This window comes from Neobacillus sp. DZ-9 (assembly GCF_059587065.1).
In genome coordinates, this window is the sequence record NZ_JCAIOL010000014.1 from 1 (window position 1) to 16,020 (window position 16,020).

General features: G+C 32.2%; 17 protein-coding genes. 10 read left to right on the top strand and 7 right to left on the bottom strand.

Annotated features, from left to right (window positions below):
• From AC59HZ_RS27085 to AC59HZ_RS27095, 3 genes are all read left to right on the top strand, one after another.
• Window positions 1-1,692 (top strand): hypothetical protein (locus AC59HZ_RS27085; RefSeq protein ID WP_496548875.1); only part of this gene is annotated, 1,692 nt, incomplete at its 5' end.
• A 222-nt stretch (window positions 1,693-1,914) separates the two neighbouring features.
• Window positions 1,915-2,280, top strand: coding sequence for a hypothetical protein (locus AC59HZ_RS27090; protein ID WP_496548876.1), 366 nt, complete (start codon window positions 1,915-1,917; stop codon window positions 2,278-2,280).
• Between the two features lie 172 nt (window positions 2,281-2,452).
• The gene (locus tag AC59HZ_RS27095; protein ID WP_496548877.1) at window positions 2,453-3,166 is read left to right on the top strand and encodes a hypothetical protein; all 714 of its coding nucleotides are present in this window, start codon (window positions 2,453-2,455) and stop codon (window positions 3,164-3,166) included.
• 79 nt (window positions 3,167-3,245) lie between these two features.
• On the opposite strand, the gene AC59HZ_RS27100 is transcribed toward AC59HZ_RS27095, so the two are convergent.
• Together AC59HZ_RS27100 and AC59HZ_RS27105 are read right to left on the bottom strand one after the other, a co-directional pair.
• Window positions 3,246-3,416 (bottom strand): restriction endonuclease, encoded by a 171-nt coding sequence (locus AC59HZ_RS27100; RefSeq protein WP_496548878.1) that lies wholly within the window; start codon window positions 3,414-3,416, stop codon window positions 3,246-3,248.
• A 308-nt stretch (window positions 3,417-3,724) separates the two neighbouring features.
• Window positions 3,725-3,895 carry a hypothetical protein gene (locus AC59HZ_RS27105; protein ID WP_496548879.1) on the bottom strand — a complete coding sequence of 57 codons (171 nt, stop codon included), beginning with the start codon at window positions 3,893-3,895 and terminating at the stop codon, window positions 3,725-3,727.
• Window positions 3,896-4,072: 177 nt separating this feature from the next.
• On the opposite strand from AC59HZ_RS27105, the gene AC59HZ_RS27110 reads away from it, so the two are divergent.
• A complete protein-coding gene (locus AC59HZ_RS27110) occupies window positions 4,073-4,903 on the top strand; it encodes an ATP-dependent DNA ligase (RefSeq protein WP_496548880.1) in 831 nt (276 codons plus the stop codon).
• Window positions 4,904-4,990: 87 nt separating this feature from the next.
• Here AC59HZ_RS27110 and AC59HZ_RS27115 read toward each other — a convergent pair whose 3' ends face one another.
• The 4 genes from AC59HZ_RS27115 to AC59HZ_RS27130 all read right to left on the bottom strand — a co-directional run bounded on the left by AC59HZ_RS27115 (window position 4,991) and on the right by AC59HZ_RS27130 (window position 10,783).
• Window positions 4,991-5,812 (bottom strand): hypothetical protein, encoded by an 822-nt coding sequence (locus AC59HZ_RS27115; RefSeq protein ID WP_496548881.1) that lies wholly within the window; start codon window positions 5,810-5,812, stop codon window positions 4,991-4,993.
• Window positions 5,813-5,887: 75 nt separating this feature from the next.
• The gene (locus tag AC59HZ_RS27120; protein WP_496548882.1) at window positions 5,888-7,153 is read right to left on the bottom strand and encodes a hypothetical protein; all 1,266 of its coding nucleotides are present in this window, start codon (window positions 7,151-7,153) and stop codon (window positions 5,888-5,890) included.
• A gap of 307 nt (window positions 7,154-7,460) precedes the next feature.
• Window positions 7,461-9,233 (bottom strand): OmpL47-type beta-barrel domain-containing protein, encoded by a 1,773-nt coding sequence (locus AC59HZ_RS27125; RefSeq protein ID WP_496548883.1) that lies wholly within the window; start codon window positions 9,231-9,233, stop codon window positions 7,461-7,463.
• 377 nt (window positions 9,234-9,610) lie between these two features.
• A complete protein-coding gene (locus AC59HZ_RS27130; protein ID WP_496548884.1) occupies window positions 9,611-10,783 on the bottom strand; it encodes a thermonuclease family protein in 1,173 nt (390 codons plus the stop codon).
• 155 nt (window positions 10,784-10,938) lie between these two features.
• Between AC59HZ_RS27130 and AC59HZ_RS27135 the strand changes: the two genes are divergently transcribed.
• The 6 genes from AC59HZ_RS27135 to AC59HZ_RS27160 all read left to right on the top strand — a co-directional run bounded on the left by AC59HZ_RS27135 (window position 10,939) and on the right by AC59HZ_RS27160 (window position 13,993).
• On the top strand, window positions 10,939-11,157 hold the full coding sequence (locus AC59HZ_RS27135; RefSeq protein WP_496548885.1) for a YHYH domain-containing protein: 219 nt from the start codon (window positions 10,939-10,941) through the stop codon (window positions 11,155-11,157).
• Between the two features lie 26 nt (window positions 11,158-11,183).
• The gene (locus AC59HZ_RS27140) at window positions 11,184-11,345 is read left to right on the top strand and encodes a hypothetical protein (RefSeq protein WP_496548886.1); all 162 of its coding nucleotides are present in this window, start codon (window positions 11,184-11,186) and stop codon (window positions 11,343-11,345) included.
• Between the two features lie 111 nt (window positions 11,346-11,456).
• Window positions 11,457-11,618, top strand: a complete 162-nt coding sequence (locus AC59HZ_RS27145) for a hypothetical protein (protein ID WP_496548887.1) — start codon at window positions 11,457-11,459, stop codon at window positions 11,616-11,618.
• Between the two features lie 149 nt (window positions 11,619-11,767).
• Window positions 11,768-12,112 (top strand): hypothetical protein, encoded by a 345-nt coding sequence (locus AC59HZ_RS27150; RefSeq protein WP_496548888.1) that lies wholly within the window; start codon window positions 11,768-11,770, stop codon window positions 12,110-12,112.
• Between the two features lie 223 nt (window positions 12,113-12,335).
• Window positions 12,336-12,698 (top strand): hypothetical protein, encoded by a 363-nt coding sequence (locus AC59HZ_RS27155; RefSeq protein WP_496548889.1) that lies wholly within the window; start codon window positions 12,336-12,338, stop codon window positions 12,696-12,698.
• A 206-nt stretch (window positions 12,699-12,904) separates the two neighbouring features.
• Window positions 12,905-13,993, top strand: a complete 1,089-nt coding sequence (locus AC59HZ_RS27160) for a PDDEXK family nuclease (RefSeq protein ID WP_496548890.1) — start codon at window positions 12,905-12,907, stop codon at window positions 13,991-13,993.
• 311 nt (window positions 13,994-14,304) lie between these two features.
• Here AC59HZ_RS27160 and AC59HZ_RS27165 read toward each other — a convergent pair whose 3' ends face one another.
• Window positions 14,305-15,132: a hypothetical protein gene (locus AC59HZ_RS27165; protein WP_496548891.1), complete on the bottom strand. Its 828-nt coding sequence runs from the start codon at window positions 15,130-15,132 to the stop codon at window positions 14,305-14,307.
• Window positions 15,133-16,020 lie beyond the last annotated feature (888 nt).

Here is a 16,020-nt window from a genome sequence, read left to right on the forward strand (position 1 = left end):
AGCAAAATAACCTGTAATGAAATATTCGAGCATTATTTTAGAATCTTAATTGAAAGCAATTATACATTAAATGTCACTAATGAACAGATTGAATGTTTAAAAAAAAATTTTGACAAGTATTTAGATGAAATACGAAATGATATAAAGGTAACAATAAAAAGTAAACAGGAATTCCTAAAAGAAAAACCTGGAAGTGGAGAGAGTAAAGAAGAACTAGACATAAAATCTGAAATTCAGGAACTAAACAATTTTCTAGATGATTTCAATGATAAAATAAGTAATCCACGTATTGTAAAGAAAGTTGTTAAAAGTATTAATGAAACCTTAAGATTTTTCGAATATTGTATTAAAGACGAAAAGAACGAAATAACTATAGAAAATAATATTGATCTAGATAAATTAATTTTAAAAATTAATTTATTTAAAGTTCTGTATAAAGAAGAGAATGAGGAGCTGCAAAAATATGGGGATATAAGGAGTTATATATCTTCTGAAAATGCAAGCCCTATTGTAAAATGCTTCTTTAGGGAAAGTAAGAAAGAGATTCTGTTCTTTGAAAATGAAGAGATACTTAGAAATCTTAAGTATGATTTTTATAATTCAATAATTTTTTCTGATGGTTTTTCTTTGGATATTTTCCGTGTTATTAAAACAGAAAACGAGAAATTAATTGAGGAAATTGACTCTGATTTACCGATAAATGAAGAGTTGTGTGATTTAAATAAACTACAAAGTTATCTCTATGCAATAAACAGTACTTCTGGTGGAGTAAAGGAATCAAAATTAAACAATCGAGTAAGTAAATTTGTTGATTTGGTGTTTAGAATGGCAAAGAGTCGGAAGATTATGTTAAAAGAAGTAATAGAGCTATTTAGCGATTCAAGTAGAAATGTTCTTGTAAATAGCCTTTATTTTTTTGAGGGGTTAAATGATTATTTAAATACTTCTAATGTTGAAATTACTAAAAAGAAAGATTTGGATGTTATTAAATATCATTTAGAATCAATCGAAAGGCCTTTAATTTTTAATATTTTAAATAGTGTTCAAATGATTTGTTGGATATTTAACTTCGAAAAGAAGGGATTTTCACTAGAAAGTTTAAGAGGCTCTTTCGAAAATACATTTTCTTTACGGTCATTAAATGAATTATTAGAACAATTATTGAATATAAAAATCTCAGGACAGCGGAATGATTCAATCGATTATTTTCAAGAGATGTTTCAACAAATTGAGGAAAGAATTAATTTAACCCACCAAAAAAATGAAAATATACTTGAATCCTATAATTTGTTTAAAGAAAATATTAGTAGTTTTATTAAAATTTATCATTTGAAAAATGGAATTAGTGAAAGAATCACTCAAGTTCCAATAAATACAGAGAATAGATTTGAAATTTCAGATAACTATTTTTCGAATAGAGAATTAGAACTAAAGATTAATGAATTATTTTCTTATTTAAAGGATGATCAAAATCCAATAGAATTTAAACATTTTAGATATTTTCACTCATTACTAAATCATATAGGGGCGTTGAAAGAAGAAAAAATAAGTGTAAAAAAGTATAAAGAATTGAATGAATTATTTGAAGTCTTGAAAACTAAATTTAAAAAGAACAATTCACTGTACGACACGGATAGTTGGTATTATTGTCAGATTAAACTTATTGAAATAGAAAAAAATAATATAGCTTAAACAACATTAATTATGTTATATGTTTGACGAACAGTGTTTTATCGTAGAAAGGGAAAAACCAAAATTAAAAAGGGGGGTTACCCTATTTCTCAGATTAAAGGAAGCGTATATGAGCACCCTTTTAAAGCGTCCGACTTTGGATGCTTTTTTTGTTCACGTAATTGTCAAAAGGTGTAAATTAAATCATGTCGAATTCTTTCCTTTAATAGGAGGACATGATACTTGAGCAAGCTGATAACCGTGGCAAGAGCAAAAGAGGAAATAAAAAGACTGCAGCACTATGTTGAATTGGCAGATAACTATGAAACTAACACCTTAGATCAATACATCATAAAAGAATATGCCTTAACGAACAGTATCACAAAAATAATAAAGAGAATGGAACAAGATGGGATACCGATTAAAAGAGAGTACATAACAGCATTAATAAGTGGAAAGCCTTATGATGAACTACATCGTATTTTAAAGACTGGTTATATAAAAAAAAACAAGACCAATTCGGAGCAGATGATTTATAAAAAAGAAGCGTGTAAATACACGTTTCTTTTTTTGTTTTCGATTAAAGTCATCAGCACCTATATCGAGTAAATCTTCAAGTGTTGCATAATAGAGTTTGGTGAAATCCTCTATATCGATTGAACGTAATTGCAGCGATTTTGATACACAGAAAGTCGACCATTTGTTTTAGCTGTATCAATTTTTGTATATTTTTGTCTGAATTTCCATTATCCTAGTATTATTGAGGTTGGAGGGAAATTAAATGTGGCAAAAAATAAAAGGAATTGATATAGCGTTTTATATATTTATATTAACAGGAGTAGGGTATTTGGTAACATTTCTTTATGAATGGGGATATAAAAGTTATTTTGGTATTTCTATAAATTTTATCGAACTTTCTGTATCAACTATTACAAACAGTATTACTATGGTGGGATTATTTATTGGCACTGGATTAATCGCAAATTTATTGTTTGACGATGCCAGTGATTTTAAAAATATAGTTAAAAAAATCTTTTTACTTAATACCATTAATATTAAAAATATTTATGTTGTTAATTCAATTTGTATTACTGGGATCATATTAATGGTAATTGGTATCAATATTACTCCCAGTCCTTTAGACATTACATTCCTTGCAGGTATGATAATTATTGCTCTTTATTATTTTATTTTAAGACAAAAGAGACAACTTGTGTTTATATTACTTCTAGCCCTGATGTTAATTTTTCCATTTATGATTGGAGTAATAATTGCTACACAAAAGGAAAAATTCTATAAAATTGATGGTACAGATCAAATTATTATTGATTTTGTAAATGATACAGCCATAACAGCAAAATTTGATAAAGAAAAAAAAGGTATATATCCTGAGTATGAGTTAATCAATGTTGAATCTACCGATAAGCAAAAGGTTAAATTAAAACTCATAACAGTCAAACATTTGAAAGTAATTAGTGAAGAAGAATTAGATTGATCCCCTTTTACTAATTGTATAAAGGGTGAAGCTTATTAAAAGTAGGGAAAAGGAGCTATTTAAACTCCTTTTTCCCTTTTTAAACTTTATAACCATGTTCATTTAACATATAAACCAGCCGCTCACCATCAATTAATGTAATAATATTTTCATTTGCAAAAGCTTCGGAATCTGGTCCAAAATAGCCAGTTGTAATAAGGATTCCCCTAGTCTTCACAATATAGCTTAAGTAAACAATTTTAATCCGCAATACAAAGGTTCATTAGACGACCTTTGTTGATAAAACTCTAATTACTTATATTAGTTGTTTAACCTAGGTAGCAATATCGGACAGAGCCAAACACTCCCAGGACCCTAAACAGAAGACCTTTCATACTTCTCCAAATGCTTACTCGTTACTTTCAGTGGATGTTTTTCTTATTTGTTCTATAAATTTTCCTGACATTTTTATGGAGCTCATCAATTGGCTGGCTTTCAATTATACTAGAAATATCAGACATCTTTAGTTTCCTTTCTTCACCCATTTCAAGAAGCTCTTTATTCAATTTTGAGGTTACTTTAAACAAACTGCCTAGATAAGCATTCTTTTATTACTTTCTGTTCGAAACTTTCAGCATTATATTTCTCCGCTTCACCTATAAAGACTTCTAAATCAATAACTTGGCTTTGTAACTTTACTAATCTTTTTTTTGCTTTTTCGACGTTAATAGCTAATAAATGATTATCCATGAACAATCCTCCTTTTTTTAACAATATTCGACATAAAAAGAGGGAACTCCCATCGATATTATTTGGAATTGTGAGCAAAATTTGACACTTTTAGAGTTTTCCCATTCAGGTTATTTCACTTTATTACCAGATTAGTATAAGGAGGAACCATGATAAAATCACTATAGAGGTGATTTTATGTTTGTAGCACCAATGCTTCTTCAGCGGAGTGAAAATGCCTTTAATGATGACGAATTCATTACGGAATTAAAATTAGATGGAATACGTTTAATACTTTCCAAGTTTAATGGAAAGGTAAGAGTATATACTAGACACAAAAATGAGGTTACAACAAGGTTTCCTGAGTTACTAGACATCGATATTCCTGATGGGACGGTTTTGGATGGGGAGCTGATCGTACCAGACCAACATGGAAAGCCTGATTTTGAGGCAGCAATGGAGAGATTTCAGTCTAATAAATCAAATCTTAGGATTCAATATTGTGTTTTTGATGTCATTTATTATGCAGGGGACATGGTTACCAACCTGCCTTTAGTAGAAAGAAAAAGCCTATTGGAATCTTTCTTACCTCAATCAAATGAGATCGTGTTGGTTCAGTGGATGGTTGGGCACGGGGAAGAGTACTTTAATCTTATTCAGCAGCATGATTTAGAGGGAATAGTGATTAAGAGAGCCAATTCTCCGTATCAAGTTAACAAGCGATCGCACGACTGGCTAAAGGTGATTAATTATAAATATGCAGATGTTTTTATCACAGGGTTAAGGAAAGATGATTTTGGCCTTCTATTAAGCACTTATGATGGGGATAATCTAAAACCTTCAGGTGTTATGGAATTTATTAACCAAAAGGAAAAGATAAAGTTCTATGCTAGATACCAAGATTTAATAATTGGAGAAGATAAGAAGTTTGTTTTTATCAAGCCAGAAATACAGTGTCGAGTCAAATTTAGAAATTTTACAAAACAGGGATTATTACGAATCCCGTCGTTTGTTGAATATATTTCCTAGATAAAGTCTTTAATAGACTTAACAACAAAAGAAAAGGACCCAGTTCGGATCCTTTTCCAATACCGTTTTATTGTACCTATTTCATTTCTATTGCTTCCACAATTCTTCTGTCTTAATCACTTTAAAATCTGAATTCTGAACCGTATATCGCATTGTAGGATTATTTAGATACGACGCATTTCCATCGAAGCTCGTGATTACTGTGTTTTCATCACTTTTAACAAATTGGTCGTAGCTTCCACCAGCCCCACTAATATTAGTAAAGTGTAACGTTATCGTATTGCCTGAAGTTCCATCCTTGACCAAACTCCACAAATCCCTTCGGTAATTTTCCCATGCAATTTCTTTAGAAGCCTCATTATTAGCATTCTTATATGTCTTCTCCCAAAAATCAATTGCTTCATTCGTACTTCCCCATGCATTCTGTTGAGAAGTAAATTCGATAAGCTGGCCATTTGGCACCGTTCCATCAGCTAAGTATTTGTCGTAAGCTTCTCCTTCAACAGTTATACCTTCAAAATTGCTGCCATTACCTTTCAACAACAAAGCATGTGCCTTGCCTTCATTATTTTTTATCGTCACAACAGTATACTCATTAGGATCTTTAGTTTCGTCGACCACATAAGAAAAATTATACACGTAATTTACTACTAATTGCCCTCTATTAAAGTACCAAGTGCTACTTACCCCATCCTCTTTACCCGTTGCCTTCCAAACTCCACCGACATCCTCACTTGCCTTGGATACTTCTGAAGATGTTGAAGTTTCAGATTGTGAAGTCGTTTCTGCCGTTTCTATTTTCTGTTCCGAACTTTCTGAAGAAGTTTTTGTTGGTTCATCAGTTGTTTTTCCGCATCCAGAAAGGATTACCCCAAGAAAAACAAATAAACCAACTAGAATCTTTTTCAATTTCATTAACCACCTTTGCCTCCATTTTTCATTGATTAGCACTAGTGAATCTTACTTTTTAATATTTGATCCTATTTAAAAGCTATTACTGGTAGAATAAAATTTATTAAACTGGTTTTGTATATTTTGTAGACAATAATTATTAAATCGTTCTACATGTGATTCTGGACTATGTTTTTTAAATGAATTTAAATCTATATACTCACCACCAATATAGTTTATTAGGGAAAAGAGAATGAGTTGATAATCAAAAAAGACTCCGCCAAATCCCGTCCAGTAAATATTTTTTCGCTCAGCTAATATGTTATATAGTTTTTTATACAATAAAAAAGGTTTTTCAGTTTTGAATACAAACCAATTGCTATCCAAAACATGTTTTGTTTCATAATCAAATGAGTTTGAATCATTGAATTTTTGTTCTTTTAATGATTCGTAAAGTGCGTATGATAAACGATTAAAGAAATTGCTTAAAAAATCTGATAGCCTAATACCAGCAACTAATTCGGAATCTCCATTAATAACCTTTTTGAAACCCTGTTTTTTTGCTGTTTCCAGTATTTTTCCTGTCCCTTCTTTATCAAGAGTAAGATTAATTCTATTTGATTTTATTGAAAATTCTTCGGTTAGAAATTTAATACCATCAAAGAGTGGTTGATAATCCCAGTTATATTTATTTTGAGGGGATGGTATGACAACTGATTCCTTTAAGATGGATAATAGGTTTTTAAGAACAGGTAATTCTATTTGTTTTCGTGGTACATGTTTAATTTTATGGATTACTTCCTTCAACATTTCTATTAATTTGTAAAGAAAGTCTTCGGTGGACTCAATATTTTCAGAAAACATTTTTTGCATTAGCTCTGTATTTCGATAATTAAATAAAAATTTGATAATTGAATAAATCAAGGGGGGATAACTAATATTAATATACCGAGGTAATATGATTTGTTTAAAATAATTGGTAATTAAGAATTCAGTTTTACTAAAGAGATTAATGTGTAGGATAACATTGTTATCAATCAAATCAAACATCCGACTATATATATCAAGTGCGTTTTTATTGAAAGAGCTAAATCCATCTTTAAAGTTAGACTTTTTAATATTTGTACCCTTTAGTTCTAGTTCTTCAGCTAATCCCAAAAGTTTTTTTCCATAGGTTTCAAATTCTAGATATTTATTTTCATATTCTTTTTCAAAACGACTATCTATTCCCCAAAATACCCCTAGGAAAAGATCATTGTTGCCTTCCATATAAATATTAATTCCCTTTTGGGTATTAGTTACTTTTCGATCGTGAGAAGATTCATCAAAAAAGAAATTATACGTTTTTTTATGTTTCATATTAATCACCATCACTATACAAGTTAGTCCGCTATATAAATATAACGAAAAATCCTATCATTTCATATAGTGGACTGTTTTATTTTGGAAGGAACGTTGCATGGCTTGATCAAGGCAGATACTAGTGTAGTGTAAAATTTAGAAAGTCATAAAACTAGGGTTATTATAAATCCCTTCGTTTGTTTAATAAATTCCTCAGTGCGGTTCCTTTAAAATAACTCCATACGAATAAAAGAGCCCTCAAAAGAGAGTCCCTTAAGCGAATCTTCGTCTCTTTAACCGTACCCAAAACACTGATGAGTAGGGATCAGTGTTTTTTCGTACTAAGTAATTTGTTAGATTGGTCATGTGGTACTGTTACGGTAACACTCTCAGTCGTCACATTTCCCGCCTTATCCGTAGCTGTATAAGTAATCGTATATTCACGGTCATTTTCATTACTTAATCGATCAGCACGAAGCTCAAAGGAATCAATTAAGTCAGTAATAGGTTTATTCAAATTTGCTTTAATATCATCAGGATTATGGTCTTCGTTGCTTGAAATGGATGTTAACATCACGGAATCAATATCTGATGTGGCATCAGTAGCATTAATTTGAACAGTAACTGTAACCATCCTTTGATCAGCTGGCCATAATGATGATTTGTCTAAATCAATGTTAAGTCCAGGAGCTGTTTTATCTAAATTAATTATTTTTGTATTAAATCCCTCAGTATTTCTAGCATTGTCTGTGCTGCGATAATCGATTATGTATGTTTCATCTTTATTTAGTTTAAAGGCTCCATTATAGGGTGTCCATGGACCACCATTTTTACGGTATTCCGTTTTAACCCCACCAAATCCTGAATGTGTTGCACTTAAACTAACTTGTACATCAGATTTATACCAACCATTTTTCCCATTAGGTGAGCCTGGCTTTGTGCTTAATGCTGTAACAGGTCCCGCTTGGTCTATAATGTATTTATAACTATCAAAATTTTCAGTAATACATACAACATCATTACTGGATAAGAAGATTTTTGAAATCACTTCAAAATCAGGATGTCCACTACCCGATCCAGCTGTAGCAATTGACAAAGCATTTTTACAGTAAAAATGCAGCAGTTTGTCATTCCAGTTAACTCTAGAACCATGATGAGGTAGGAAAAAGACTTTCAGTTTTGACATAATATAACTATATTTTGCATTGAATTTGCCAAAAATATCATCATTTTTTAGATTTAAATCACCAGTTAACAGGGTAGCGATTCTCTCTTTACAAGTTAAAACTCGTTCAGGAGCATGCATCATACATAGACTAATATCATTATTAGTAAATTTATATGTTTGAATATTTTTAGAGTATATATTTTTAACAAAAGGGTCCAATATTTTCTTGCGGCTAATAAAATCTTTGAAATCTTTTATTTTATTTCTCTTAATAAATTCGCTGAAAGATCTATTTATACTTTTTATTTCAGCCTTTGATAGTGGAAGGTTATAAAAATCAAACAACCAATCAAATACTTTGAATTGATTATTTTTAAATTCTAAGATTTTAAAGCGACTATATAAATCTTCTTCTTTAACGTCTTTATGAGTGTTTTTATCAGGATCTTTAACAGGCTTAGGTATCTGTAATTCCAGTTCTTTAGATGCCTCTGATTCCACTTTTTCTAAACTAGGAATTTCAGGATTTTTTTTCTTAGGATTTTGACCTTTAGGTATACTCGTGCATATTACCTTAGTTTCTGACTTAATGACTCCCTTAAGTCTTAAAATTTCTAGTTCGTATGAAAACAGATTAATATTCATATTTTTGAAATAGGGGAAGAAAATTCTTTTAATATTATAGTGACCTGCTAATTCTTTTAATCCCTTAATATGATCACTATCAAAATGAGAAATGACTAACATATCAATATCTTTAGTATCATTAAAAGTTCTATATTCAGTTATACATTTCTTTAAATTCTTTTTATTTGAGCTACTACCACAATCATAAATAAAATTAAATTCCTCATTATCTTTAATTAACTTTCCAGCGTAAAATAATCCTTGTCCCACTGGATAGGTGACAAATTCTCCTTTAGTTGACATAAAACCATCCTTTAATTTAATTAGCGATTTTATACTTGTGTCATTTTTTCAAAAATTTATTCACTTAAACTCCGCCATGTCCTGGAAATTCTCACGTACAGCGACCCTGCCCCCCCCCCCCACCAGATAGGCATAGTGTGTAATTAACCATAAATATCTCCTTCTCCTATAGGGTAAAAGTACCTAGTAAATTATACCATCTGTTATTTTTTAAAAATAGAATTTTCTTTCTATTTGGGAAAAATCTATTACAAAGTTAACATAGAAATATTAATTTCAATAAAAGACATGGATATGGAGGTAGGTTTATATGTATGCTTTATCCAAGTTTAAAAAAATCATCCCATAAAAAAAAAGAACCCTCTATAGAGAGTCCCTTAAGCGTATCTTCGTCTATTTTTTAATAGATGAATCAATTCAATGATTAGAATAATCAATATTACCCACCAGAATGCTGCATAAATGAAAAACAGAATAATGTTGAACCACAATTTTCTAGCTTTTAATCTATGAGCAAATACTGGACGTACACCAAATGCACGCTTGATACTTGGAAATAAAAAGAATAGTACAGCTAGTATTATTCCAGTGATAGCATAACCATCGCTTACTTCCTCTGGCTCTTTGGTCGATTCTAAATCGCCAGTTGCCTTCTGTTTTTCTTCCGTCTTAGCTTTTTCCTTCTTTTCTTCAGGTTGAGTGGCTGTTTCAACTGCAACCTTATTTTCTGCCCTTTCCTCGGTTCCAGTGGTATTATTTTCAGGGTGTGTTGTAGTTTGTTTAGGCTTGTTTGCAGCATAGATTCCAACATAGTTTTTCTTGGCATTATCCATTGCGTTTATTACGGTCTGCTCATACTTGTAGGTGCCATAATCATAGAAATCTTCAACAAGTCCTGCTTTGGAAATATCCTCTTGTTGTAATTTATCTCCGACCCAAACCCATGCTAATAGACGGTCATATTTATCATATAAGTCTGCTCCGTCGGTTTCTAAAGTTATTTTCCCTTGTTTTAAAAATGAACAGGTATAATCACTTGCTTCCTTCCCAAAAGGTTCCTTTTCAGTTGTATATTCTGGTGTATCGATATAAAGGAATCGTGTCTTATACACTTTACCATTGATGTTGAAATTAGCAGTATCCCCGTCCACACATTGGTCAAGTGTTGCAGGATATTTCTGGCCTAATGCTATGGCAGGTGCAGTTGTTTTGGGTGTTGCTAGTGTTGGAGTAGTCTCTTGTTTTGGTTGAATAGTCGCTGGTGCTGCATTTGCACTAGGAAACGAATAGCCTTCTAAGTCAATTGTGTTTGGTGTTAAATTGGATACACATTGTGGATTTGAATTGTTTTGTTTAATTAGTGCAATAAGTTCATTGATGTTTTTAGCTGATTGAGCTATGGAAGTAGGATCATGGAGTAAATAAACACAGTCTGCCCTTCTAAAATGGCCACCTAATTCATCCCTTGCACCATTGTGAGAACTCGAAATTGTAGGAAAGAGTGATGTAAAATTCAAGAGTAAAAGAAGCGTGAGAAATTTGAACTTCAACAATATAACCCCAAAAAAAATAGATAGAAAGATATGTATATATAGTATAATAATACCATGTATTTACCATTTTGAGGGTGGTTAATAGGTCGGGAATTCAGTTAATTTAATAAACTCTGAGTGACACAAGTAAGAGAAAAAAGAGGGGGTCTGCTATGAGTAAAAGAATCTTCTATATCACTATGATTCTTTGGATTTTATCGGTTAGTTCTACTTTTGCCCATCCAGGGGGTACTGATTCTAGTGGGGGGCATACCTGTTGGACCAATTGCGAAGATTGGGGACTGGATTATGGCGAGTATCATTATCATGACTCGACACCAGCAGCTACATCCAATGATTATGATGAAGGCTATGACCAGGGTATGATTTAGCTTATAACTACACATCAGAATGCGAATTGGACTATGACAGGTGGTGGGAAGGCCCTCAAGCGTTTGGGGATGGCTATGAACAGGGAATCAAAGATGGGCATCAAGAAGGTTTATTGGTTTGTTATGAAGATAGTCATCAAGCAGGATATGACAAAGGATATTCAGATTACATAGATGATTACGAATAGATGCAGAACCTGACGGTACATATGATGCTACATCTTTTGAGAAAGGTTACGTGGATGGATGGGCTGAAGCAAAAAGCGAGGATGATAGCGAAGTAACTGAGGTTGCTTCCTATGATTCAACAGACGATTCCTAATCAGATTCAGGAGATTATACAAGCTCTGATGAAGAGGAAAATACAGTTGATGAAGCTTCGTTATTCGATGCTGGATATGATGAAGGGTTTGAAGCATCAGAAAATGATTATACATACGACGATTTCGAAACTGAACTGAAAAAAATGAATTGAAAATTTATAAGAAAGGCTACTTTGCTGGTTACGTGGAAGGTGGGGGAGGAGGGATTAATGAACTCCTTTACTACTATCTGCTTAAGAAATACCTATTTATCACGATAGTGGCAGGCACAATTATTATTATTGGGTTTGTTTGGTTCATTTCTAAAAGAGGACGGAGTAAGCATTTTAGTGATTCAGTTGATAACCTGCCAAAAGTACAAAAAAGAAAATAAAGCTGCATGGATAATAAGTGGAGTCGTAATAGCTGCAATTGTAGGGTTTTATATATATGGCAAAACCTCAGAAACCGAACCAGTTAATTCAAATGAATCGGACAATCCATATGAAGCTACATCAATAGATCATGATTGCCCTGATTTTGAAACTCAAGAAGATGCTCAGTTGTTTTATGAGGCGAATGGGGGCCCTGATGAAGATCCTCACGATTTAGATCGTGATCATGATGGAATGGCCTGTGATTGGAACCCATAAAGCTAGCTTTCGTACATATAAGGAGAGATAAAGTAAAATGAAATAAAAATTAACAATGAATGGACTGAGGGTAAATGATTGTTTCGGCAAAAGTAAGAAACGGAAAAGTGATACATAGAGCTATAGATATGGGCAGCTTTCTATACATCGCTTGTCACGCAGACCCGACAACGTGAAAACGGTAAGTGTTCGAGGAGAGGTTACTTGTAAAAAATGATTAGCATTGAAAAGTGCTGTGGTCCCAAATTATCAATTTGCCGTTGGGATTCACGCATTAAATCACCCTTTTTGCCGAAAGGAAGATGAACGGGACGGCTTCAGTGCTGGATGGCACGACGGTAAACATAATCTAAAGAGACATCTGCCAAAGGGGATAAACAATGCGTTCATTGAAGGATACAATGAAGGTTATCACGAAGTGCAACAAAATTATACATACCATTACAACCAAGGTAATGTTAAACACAAACCGTTGACAAATGTGTCTGTGAGAACAATTGAAAATAAAAGTAAGAACAGCGGCTGTTTGGTGTTCATCTTAATAGCAGGTGCAAGTTTAGCTGGAATAATTCAACTCATACACTAACACCTTCCTGTCTTAAACTAATGGGTCAAGAGTTAATGAGTTCTAGGTTGCTGCACAATCTTAATCTTTGGATACTGGTATGATTCTATCTGTTTAGGAATCAGGTAGATCCATGAACAATAAGAAAATGGTATTCCAGCATAGCTGGTAGTGTTTATTTAATGTATTTAAAACCAGTTTACATTTTATGTAGAGGTGAAAGAGGAATGAAAAGCAACAAAACAGTAGGTAATAATGAAGTTGCTATTAATTCAGCTGTTGTATTTGAAGAAAAGTTGCCATATCCACTTGTTCATTATCCTGAACATTATGGCTCTTTTTTTGCTTTTGAGAAGGGATATGATTCTAACATCGTTTTGTGCTCATGTTCTAAATCAGCAATACAAAATTTTTTATTGTTAAGGTCGATGGAAGAACGAATAAATTATTCTGACCTATTGAAAATGGCACCTTTAAGTTCTATTCATTTTCCAAAATCAATAGCAGAAAAATCAATAGAAAATCCTAATGACCCATTAGGGGAAGTCACTTTTGAAGATGGTATCTGTCATCGATGTAATTTAACGCCTCCCACGCTCAGATATTGCCATGAAATGTACGGTGGTAGATTTATTCAGCAATTTGGATGGTATTATAATCAACAGTTTTTTAAGCTTGGTATTAATGGTACGGTATTTTTACCGAATGTTTGTCCAATTGAATATCAACAAGATATTCAAAATATACAAAAAGCAGATCTTGAGTCTAAGATAGAAACTGAACGAATTAACAAGATTGTGTATGGTCCAAAACGTACAGATATTGCCGAAGATGAGGTTGTGTATTGGGCTAATGTAAAAATTGAAGAAGCACAAGAGATGTTAATGCTTAATAAAAGTGCAAGTCAAATCCGAAGAGCTTTCACAAAAAAAATTGAGAATATTGTACGTCAGGAATTTGGATTTAAAAAGGTTGGAGAAGGCTGGGTAAGTGAGACCCTTCTTTTTCAAATAATAAAAAATATATTACCTAATTATGAAATTATCAGACATCATCGTCCAAAATGGTTAGAGGGATTAGAATTAGATATTTTTATTCCTGATTTAAAAATAGGATTCGAATACCAAGGTCAACAACATTTCCATCCTATTAAGGCTTGGGGAGGAGAAGCTGCCTTAAAAAAATTACAAGAACGTGATAAAAAAAAGGCTAAATTGTGTAATCAGAATAAAATAATCCTTATCGAAGTTTTTTATTCTGAACCCTTAACAGAAAGTCACATTAAAACTTTATTAATAAAAAAAGGTATTATTTGAAAGAATCCAATTTAATGGATTACGAAAAAATGTACTTGAATAAACGGGGGAATGAGTTAAAGATCCAGCTGCCATTTCATTGGTGGCTTTTTTGCATATTTACCTATTGGAGCAAGTTTGTGGAAGAAGGAAATTTCCTGATATGGATTTGTTTTAATAAGTGTAAAAGCAATACATAGTGTTAGGGAGAATATTTCAATTGGAGAAATGGCGAAACTCCATAATACGGCTATCCCCTTAATATTATGATGAGATTGAGGAAAGGGATTGTTTAAGTGACAATCCCTATATTTAACTATAGCCCCATTTGTTTATTGCATAGGAGAATTTGGATCTATGACAATATTTTTAATTAATAGGAGTTTATCGTTAAGTTTTATCTTCCCTGTATTATCGGACTTCATTACTTCGATATATGGATTCGAATTGATATTGATTGCTTTTGTTTTATTAAGAAGTTTCAATATGTTCTCACTGCCATATTTTGCAGATGATTTGGCGGAAGTAAAATTTTGATTTTGCGTTTTAGATAGTTGTCCGAGATCCATGAGTTCGTACATACTAGTCTCAATTTTATTATGAGCCTCCAAGAGTCTCTCCGCTATTTTTCTATATTCCACTTCCAATCTTGCCTCAGTGGTGAGTTTAGTCTTAAGATAGCAGATTGTTTTCCCTTCCTCAGTTTTTTCCTGAAAGTATCCTTGGTCACTCAAATACTTAATGTGTTGACTTGATAACCAAAAGGAAGCAATTACAGTATAGTCCTTATCATTATCCTCCGCATAAACACAAACTAAAAAGGAATTAGGGGCCATACGTATTTTGATTAGGTCAGATTTGTTAATACCAAAGTCCTTCACAACAATATTTCGGTCTCCTGAATCTCTATTTACAATCTCATAATCATCTAATTTAACTCTTCTTGATTTGACTTGTAAAAGATAAGTTTTAAACTCCTTTGTAGTGTCATGTGTGACTTGCATTTGGTTGGTAGCAATAAGATCAAAACCAAAGTCAGCTTGCATTTTAAAGGCTTCAAAATGTTGGGTATGAAGATTACTTGCAACGTGATATTCAGCCCCAAAACCATAGTACAAATTCTCGAAAAATATTCTTTGATTATTCATGAAATCTGACATAAATAATTCTCCTCATTTTCTTCTTTAAATTTTTTCATCGTTTAGACGACAAAATGAATAATACCTCTTATTAGTAATAGACTTGGAGGAACACATATTAATATTAATACTAAATTAAGAGTTTTTCTATTATATTCCAATTATTTAACGTTCATTAAATAACTTTAAAAGTTTTCTATTATTTCAGAGTCTCTTCATAATGAAAAAACGAGTCCTCCTATTCAAGGAAAGGGGTATTCGCAATAAACCCTTTTCGTAAGGTTCCTATATTTAACCTTAGCTATCAACTTAACCCAAGTTCTTTTTTTGACTGGTTGTATTGGGGAGTCAGTATTAATGATGCTGTTTATTTATATTTGATTTAACAAAGAACGACATGAAATTTGAAATCATCGTCTATTGCATACGCCTTTAGATCTTTATCAATTTTCATTGTTAATTCTCCCTATATAGAATGAGATTCTTATACCCATAAAACCTCATATTTAAAGGTATTCGCTGGAAGAACTTATTAATCCTTCTTAAGCTAACCTGCCCGTTACTTCAATAAAGAAAAGAGATTGCCGCAGCAATCATTCTTGAGTTCAAGCCCCCGTTCCTTTACGTGAATTTCTTCACAATGATATATATAAACACCTATGTTTTAATAAAATTTTTAATTTGATTCCTTGTTAAAAAATGGGACGTAGATCATTAATAAGAGACGAAAACAAAGTGGTCAAAGACATTTGTGGAGCCTGTTTAGAACGTTAAATTTGAGGTGAATCGATTTGGCCGTTTAACCAATGTGCGGAGAGGACTTAAAACTTGCTATTGGGGTTGCTTCTGTTTTTGTGGAGCCGAAAATCCTATAAAAATATTTATTTAAGGCGTAAAAAAGTCGCCTTT

Bases quoted from the DNA above. Each gene is read 5' to 3' on its own strand.
- AC59HZ_RS27095 (WP_496548877.1), top strand. From the start codon at position 2,453: ATGTGGCAAAAAATAAAAGGAATTGATATAGCGTTTTATATATTTATA.
- AC59HZ_RS27105 (WP_496548879.1), bottom strand. From the start codon at position 3,895: ATGGATAATCATTTATTAGCTATTAACGTCGAAAAAGCAAAAAAAAGA.
- AC59HZ_RS27110 (WP_496548880.1), top strand. From the start codon at position 4,073: ATGTTTGTAGCACCAATGCTTCTTCAGCGGAGTGAAAATGCCTTTAAT.
- AC59HZ_RS27120 (WP_496548882.1), bottom strand. From the start codon at position 7,153: ATGAAACATAAAAAAACGTATAATTTCTTTTTTGATGAATCTTCTCAC.
- AC59HZ_RS27125 (WP_496548883.1), bottom strand. From the start codon at position 9,233: ATGTCAACTAAAGGAGAATTTGTCACCTATCCAGTGGGACAAGGATTA.
- AC59HZ_RS27135 (WP_496548885.1), top strand. From the start codon at position 10,939: ATGAGTAAAAGAATCTTCTATATCACTATGATTCTTTGGATTTTATCG.
- AC59HZ_RS27145 (WP_496548887.1), top strand. From the start codon at position 11,457: ATGATTCAACAGACGATTCCTAATCAGATTCAGGAGATTATACAAGCT.
- AC59HZ_RS27160 (WP_496548890.1), top strand. From the start codon at position 12,905: ATGAAAAGCAACAAAACAGTAGGTAATAATGAAGTTGCTATTAATTCA.
- AC59HZ_RS27165 (WP_496548891.1), bottom strand. From the start codon at position 15,132: ATGTCAGATTTCATGAATAATCAAAGAATATTTTTCGAGAATTTGTAC.